General features: G+C 65.9%; 6 protein-coding genes and 1 pseudogene. 2 read left to right on the forward strand and 5 right to left on the reverse strand.

The features are described 5' to 3' along the window. Positions 1 to 75 precede the first annotated feature (75 nt). The 5 genes from QOD90_RS03415 to pdxH form a co-directional block, all read right to left on the reverse strand. Positions 76 to 1,377: a citrate synthase gene (locus QOD90_RS03415; protein ID WP_526346680.1), complete on the reverse strand. Its 1,302-nt coding sequence runs from the start codon at positions 1,375 to 1,377 to the stop codon at positions 76 to 78. Between the two features lie 104 nt (positions 1,378 to 1,481). Then, complete coding sequence (locus QOD90_RS03420; RefSeq protein WP_526346682.1) at positions 1,482 to 2,135, reverse strand: TetR family transcriptional regulator; 654 nt, start codon at positions 2,133 to 2,135, stop codon at positions 1,482 to 1,484. Next, positions 2,128 to 2,805: a TetR/AcrR family transcriptional regulator gene (locus QOD90_RS03425; RefSeq protein ID WP_526346684.1), complete on the reverse strand. Its 678-nt coding sequence runs from the start codon at positions 2,803 to 2,805 to the stop codon at positions 2,128 to 2,130. Before QOD90_RS03425 ends, QOD90_RS03420 begins: the two co-directional genes overlap by 8 nt. A gap of 47 nt (positions 2,806 to 2,852) precedes the next feature. Beyond that, positions 2,853 to 4,112 (reverse strand): MFS transporter, encoded by a 1,260-nt coding sequence (locus QOD90_RS03430; RefSeq protein ID WP_526346686.1) that lies wholly within the window; start codon positions 4,110 to 4,112, stop codon positions 2,853 to 2,855. Between the two features lie 2 nt (positions 4,113 to 4,114). Beyond that, positions 4,115 to 4,777 carry a pyridoxamine 5'-phosphate oxidase gene (pdxH, locus tag QOD90_RS03435; RefSeq protein ID WP_526346688.1) on the reverse strand — a complete coding sequence of 221 codons (663 nt, stop codon included), beginning with the start codon at positions 4,775 to 4,777 and terminating at the stop codon, positions 4,115 to 4,117. Positions 4,778 to 4,860: 83 nt separating this feature from the next. On the opposite strand from pdxH, the gene QOD90_RS03440 reads away from it, so the two are divergent. Together QOD90_RS03440 and QOD90_RS03445 are read left to right on the forward strand one after the other, a co-directional pair. Then, on the forward strand, positions 4,861 to 6,000 hold the full coding sequence (locus QOD90_RS03440) for a citrate synthase (protein WP_526346690.1): 1,140 nt from the start codon (positions 4,861 to 4,863) through the stop codon (positions 5,998 to 6,000). Positions 6,001 to 6,007: 7 nt separating this feature from the next. Next, a pseudogene (locus tag QOD90_RS03445) lies at positions 6,008 to 6,164 on the forward strand (mycothiol maleylpyruvate isomerase); the annotation flags it as partial.

Raw genomic sequence — 6,164 nt, forward strand, 5'->3', positions numbered from 1 at the left:
ATTCACACAACTATTGTTAACTTACAACTGACCGCGGCGCAACCTCTCGTGGCCTACCAGACACGGGGTGGCGAGCTAGCGGCCACCCATGTCGGCATAGTCGCGCTCGGTGTAGCCGGTGTAGATCTGGCGCGGACGGCCGATCTTGCTCGGCGATTCGTGCATCTCCCGCCAATGGGCGATCCACCCTGGCAGCCGGCCCAGCGCGAACAGCACCGTGAACATGCGCGTCGGAAAGCCCATCGCCCGGTAGATGACGCCGGTGTAGAAGTCGACGTTCGGGTACAGCTTGCGCTCGACGAAGAAGTCGTCGGTCAGCGCGACCTCTTCGAGCTGCTTGGCGATGTCGAGCAGCTCGTCGTTCACCCCGAGCTTGCCGAGGATCTTGTCCGCCTGCTCCTTGACGATGCGGGCGCGCGGGTCGTAGTTCTTGTAGACCCGGTGCCCGAAGCCCATCAGCTTCACGCCCTCTTCGCGGTTCTTGACCTTCTTGACGAAGGTGCTGACGTCGTCGTCGCCGGTGCGGATCTTCTCCAGCATCTCCAACACCGCTTGGTTGGCGCCCCCATGCAGCGGACCCCAGAGCGCGTTGATGCCACCCGATACCGAGGTGAACAGGTTGGCCTGCGACGAACCGACCAGCCGCACCGTCGACGTCGAGCAGTTCTGCTCGTGATCGGCGTGCAGGATCAGCAGAAGATCGAGCGCCCGCACGATCTCCGGGTCCACCTCATACGGCTCGGCGGGGAACCCGAACGTCATCCGCAGGAAGTTCTCCACCAGCGTCAGCGAGTTGTCCGGGTAGAGGAACGGCTGCCCGACCGACTTCTTGTAGGCGTAGGCGGCGATGGTCGGCAGCTTGGCCAGCAGTCGAATCGTCGACAGCTCGACCTGCTCCTTGTCCAGCGGGTCCACCGAATCCGGGTAGTACGCCGAGAGGGCATTGACCGCACTCGACAACACCGGCATCGGGTGCGCGTTGCGGGGGAAGCCGTCGAAGAACCGCTTGAGATCTTCGTGAAGCAGCGTGTGCCGCTGAATCTGGGTGGTGAACTTCTCCAGCTCATCGGCCGTCGGTAGCTCGCCGTAGATCAGCAAATAACTGACCTCGATGAACGTCGACTTCTCCGCCAACTGCTCGATGGGATACCCGCGATAGCGCAGGATACCGGCGTCGCCGTCGATGTAGCAGATCGAACTCTTGGTCGACGAGGTGTTGACGAAGCCGCCGTCGAAGGTGGTGTAACCGGTCTTGGCCAACAGCGACCCCAGTGCGATGCCGTCGGCTCCCTCCGTCGCCTTCACGATCTCCAGGTCGATCTCGCCCCCCGGATAGCGGAGGGTGGCGACCTCGTCGGAACTGGAGTCTTCGGGCACGTTAATTCCTTCTACGGTTGGCGACCGGAACGAAGCTGTCCGTCACTAGTGGAAGGTAGTCGCTATCGGTTTCGAGCGCTTGCGGGGGGTTGACCCGCGCGGTCCTAGCCGCTCGTCCACGGTGTCCAGGTACGGCGGAACAGCTCGTATTGGGTGCGGAGACGATCGCACAGAACCCGCGGCTCGAGTGGGTCGTGGCCCGGCATGCCCAAGCCCGAGAACGCGTTTGCGAACAACACCGTCCAGGTGTCGGCAACCATCCGCACGGCAGGGTCCGAGGCAGGCACCCCCATCCGATGACCCATCACCACGAAAGCGGTTCTCTCCTCGACGGTCCGCTGATGCAGAAATGCCGACGACCGCAGGGACTCTGCGTTGTTGATGATTTGGATGAGGACGGCCATCCGCATGAAACCCGGCGTCAGATGGTCCTCGTCAGGGCCGAACACCTCGAGATGAGCGCGGAGCAGAGCCTCGTACTCGTCGATGTCGGTCGGTTGGTCGGTCAACGCGGTGGCGAGGTAGGCGTCCATGTCACCCGTCATCGCGGTGACCACCGATTCCTTGGTAGGAAAGTACCGACTGAAGGTTCGCGGCGACACGTCGGCGGCCGCGGCGATCTGCTCGACGGTGGTCTTGTCGAAACCCTGCTCCACGCACAGTTCGGCCGCCGCTTCGATCAGTGTCGTCCTGGTTCGCAGCTTCTTGCGTTCTCGCAGGCCATGCCCAGTGGGCTGGGGCGGGGCGAATTCAGCCATACACCGGCTCGTAGTCGGCCCCCGCCGGTGGACACTGCAGGTCCTTCGCCATCGACGCCACTTGCGCGAACGCCTCGTTGAGCCGATGCACCATGAGCAGCGGCCCCAACCGCACGGTGTCGGTGTCGGCGATGAGGTCCCCGCACGCGGCCACGATGGTCGCCGAGAAGATTACGTTCACCAGGTGCACGCGGCGGTCGTCGATGTTCACGCCCATGCGCTTGGCCAGGACGACCTGCGTGACGTCGTGCCGGAACTCAAACGAGGCATGTTTCAGGGATTCCGATGCGTTGATGACGCGAAGCATCAGGGTGATGCGGTCGGTGGTCAGTCTGCCGACCTGCCTCGTCGCGACACGCGTCAGAACCGCCACGTGCGCCTGCCGCATGGCCTCGAGCGGACCGACTTGGGCGTCCACCGTCTCGAGTTCGATGGCCACCTCGTTCGCGTAGTCGTCGACGAGGGTTAGGAATACCGCGTCCTTCGTGGGGAAGTAGCGGCTGAACGTCCGCGGTGACACGTCGGCCGACGCGGCAATCTGCTCGACGGTGGTCAGGTCGTAGCCCTGCTTCAGACACAGATCCATGGCGGCGTCGATGAGGACGGCCCGCGTCCGGAGCTTCTTGCGCTCACGGAGGCCGAGATGCGACTCACTCGACACGTCGGCCACGAGAAGATGTTAACCCGCTTGCGCACGTGCACCGCGAAGCGGCGAACTCACACCCGGTAGCGGATGAATGCGGGCACCAGCAGCGCCGCAATCACCACGCCGACCACGACGAGGGCACCGCCACCCGCCGCGGTCAGCGTCGTGCCGACGACGGCTGCCGACGCACCGTGAACGGCGTCGGCCATCCGCGGCCCACCTGCCACGACGACGGTGAAGACGCCCTGCAGTCGACCGCGCAAGTCGTCGGACGCCACCTGCTGCAGAATCGTCGAACGGAACGCCGACGACACCATGTCGGCGGCCCCGCCGATGGCCAAGAACGCCAGCGCGACCCACAGCAAAGTTCCGGCATGCCCGCCCGCGAATCCGGCGGCCAGCCCGAAGCCGACCATCGCCACGCCCCACACGACGATGGCGACCACCACCGCGAGTCCCTGGCGGGTGATCCGCGGCAACCAACCCGAGAACACGCCGCCCGCGACGGCGCCAACCGCGATGGCCGCGGAAAGGTACGCCATCGCAGAGCCTCCCTCCACGGGGCCGCCGAAGCTCTCGTGCGCCATCTGCGGGAAAAGCGCCCTTGGCATGCCGAAGATCATGGCGATCAGGTCGACGACGAAGGACATCAGCACCACCCGGTTGCCCGCCAGGTAGCGGAAGCCGTCGAGCACCGCAGCGAGACCCCACTTCGCGGAGCCCTGCGCAGTGCCGGTCGGAGGCATCTTCGCCAGCCGGAAGGTCGCAACGATCGGCGCAATGCACGTGATGGCGTCGATCAGATACAACGTCGACAGGTCGACGAAGTGCAGCAGCACGCCGGCCAGTAACGGTCCGACGATGGCGCCGAACTGCATGACCGTCATGTTCAACGAGTTCGCCGCAGGCAGTTGCTCCGAGGGCACCATCCGCGGGATCGCAGCCGACCGGGTCGGGCTGTTGATCGCGAAGAAGGCCTGCTGCACCGACAGCAGGCACAGCACCACCCACACGTTGTTGAGGTTGAGCGCCGCCTGCAGCCACAGCAGCACCGACGACACCGCTAGCCCGATGGACGCGATGACGAGCAGCAGCCTGCGGTCCATCGCATCGGCCCATGCGCCGCCCCACAGGCCGAAGACCACCAGCGGGACCAACGCGAAGAGGCCGGACAGCCCGACGTAGGCGGAGTTCTGCGTCAAGGCATAGAGCTGGACGGGAACGGCGAAGATCGTGAGATTCGCGCCGATGACGGTGACGATGCCCGAGAGCCACAGCCTGCGGAAGTCCGGTGTCCGCAGCGGTGTGGTGTCGGCGAAGAGCCCCGCCACCCTCAGGGCTGCAGTCGCTCGACGACCGCTCCGGTCACGCGGATCCGGTTGTGCACGCGGTTCTCGCGGCCCTGCCAGAACTCCACCACGTCGGGCCTGATGAGATAGCCACCCCAGTTCGGCGGCACGGGAACCGACTCGACGTCAGCGAACCGCTCGGTGACGTCGGCGAGCTGCTGGCGCAAAGCCTCGCGGGAGGCGATCGGACGGGATTGCTGCGACGCCCACGCCCCCAATTGCGAGCCGCGGGGACGCTTTGCCCAGTAGTTCGCCGTTGCGTCGGGCGTGACCTTGGTGACGGCGCCGCGGACGTGAACCTGGCGCCCGAGAGCGAACCACGGAAAGGTCGCCGACGCATAGGGCATCGCGGCGAGCTGCTGGCCCTTGTCGGAGTCGTAGTTGGTGTAGAAGGTGATCCCGGCGTCATCCACGCCCTTGCACAACACCGTTCGGGTGACGGGTCTTCCCTCGGCATCGACCGTGCCGACCACGATGGCGTTGGGCTCCGCGAGCCCAGCCCGTTCGGCATCGCCTAACCACTTGCGCAGCAAGACGATCCATCCGTCGGAGAGCCAGTCGGCGTCGAGATCTGAACTGCCATCCTTCTCGGGAGAGCCGTACTCCACGCGCATGCGCGCCAGGCGCTCGCCGTCCTCTGAAACCACGACGGCGACGCTACGCCCACCTCCAGCTGGCCCGGTTACCGACCGGTAGTGATGGTCGGTGGCCGTGGTGCGAGAATCTGCTCATGACTAGCGCGTCAACGGTTCCAGACGGCATACCAGACGGCTTCGTAGAGGGTCTCGAAGGTGTCGTCGCCTTTACCACTCAGATCGCCGAACCGGACAAGGACGGCGGCGCCCTGCGCTACCGAGGCGTCGACATCGAAGCGCTGGTGAGGCAGCACGTCACCTTCGGCGATGTGTGGTCACTGCTGGTCGACGGAAGGTTCGGCGCGGGTTTGACGCCCGCAGAGCCCTTCCCGCTGCCGATTCACACCGGTGACGTCCGGGTCGACGTGCAAGCCGGCCTGGCCATGCTTGCCCCGATCTGGGGTTACCAACCGCTCCTCGACATCGACGACGACACCGCCCGCAATCAGTTGGCGCGCGCCTCGGTGATGGCGCTCTCCTACGTCGCGCAGTCGGCCCGCGGCATCTATCAGCCCGCGGTGTCGCAGCGAACCATCGACGAATGTGCCACCGTGACAGAGCGTTTCATGACGCGATGGAAGGGTGACCCCGATCCCAGGCACGTCGAGGCCATCGACGCGTACTGGGTCACCGCGGCGGAGCACGGCATGAACGCGTCCACCTTCACCGCACGAGTGATCGCGTCGACGGGGGCCGACGTCGCGGCGTCGCTGTCCGGCGCCGTCGGCGCGATGAGCGGTCCACTGCACGGCGGCGCGCCTGCCCGCGTGCTGCCGATGATCGAAGAGGTCGAACGGTCTGGCGATGCTCGCGTCGTGGTCAAGGCCATCCTGGACCGCAAGGACAAGCTGATGGGCTTCGGACACCGCGTCTACCGCGCCGAGGACCCGCGGGCCCGGGTACTGAGGGCGACCGCCAAGCGCCTCGACGCGCCGCGCTTCGAGGTAGCTGCCGCGCTCGAGCAGGCCGCGCTCGCCGAACTGCGTGAGCGCCGCCCCGACCGCGCCATCGAGACCAACGTCGAATTCTGGGCCGCCGTGATGCTCGATTTCGCCGGGGTTCCTCCGAAGATGATGCCTGCCATGTTCACCTGCGGGCGGACGGCGGGTTGGTGCGCGCACATCCTCGAGCAGAAGCGACTCGGCAAGCTGGTCCGCCCTGCGGCCATCTACGTCGGCCCAGCACCACGTAGCCCGGAATCCGTCGAGGGCTGGGACCAGATCAAGGCCGCGTGAGATCCCGGTGACGACCGTAGCGACCTACACCTCGGCGGCGCGCGCGTTCGCCGGTCTCGTCCGCGCTATTCCCGAGTCTGCTTGGGAAGGGCCAGGTCTCGGCGAATGGGACCTGCGCGCCCTCGTCGGTCACATGTCGCGCTCGCTGATCACGGTCAGCATCT

Source organism: Mycobacterium sp., from assembly GCF_032161845.1.
GTDB lineage: Bacteria > Actinomycetota > Actinomycetes > Mycobacteriales > Mycobacteriaceae > Mycobacterium.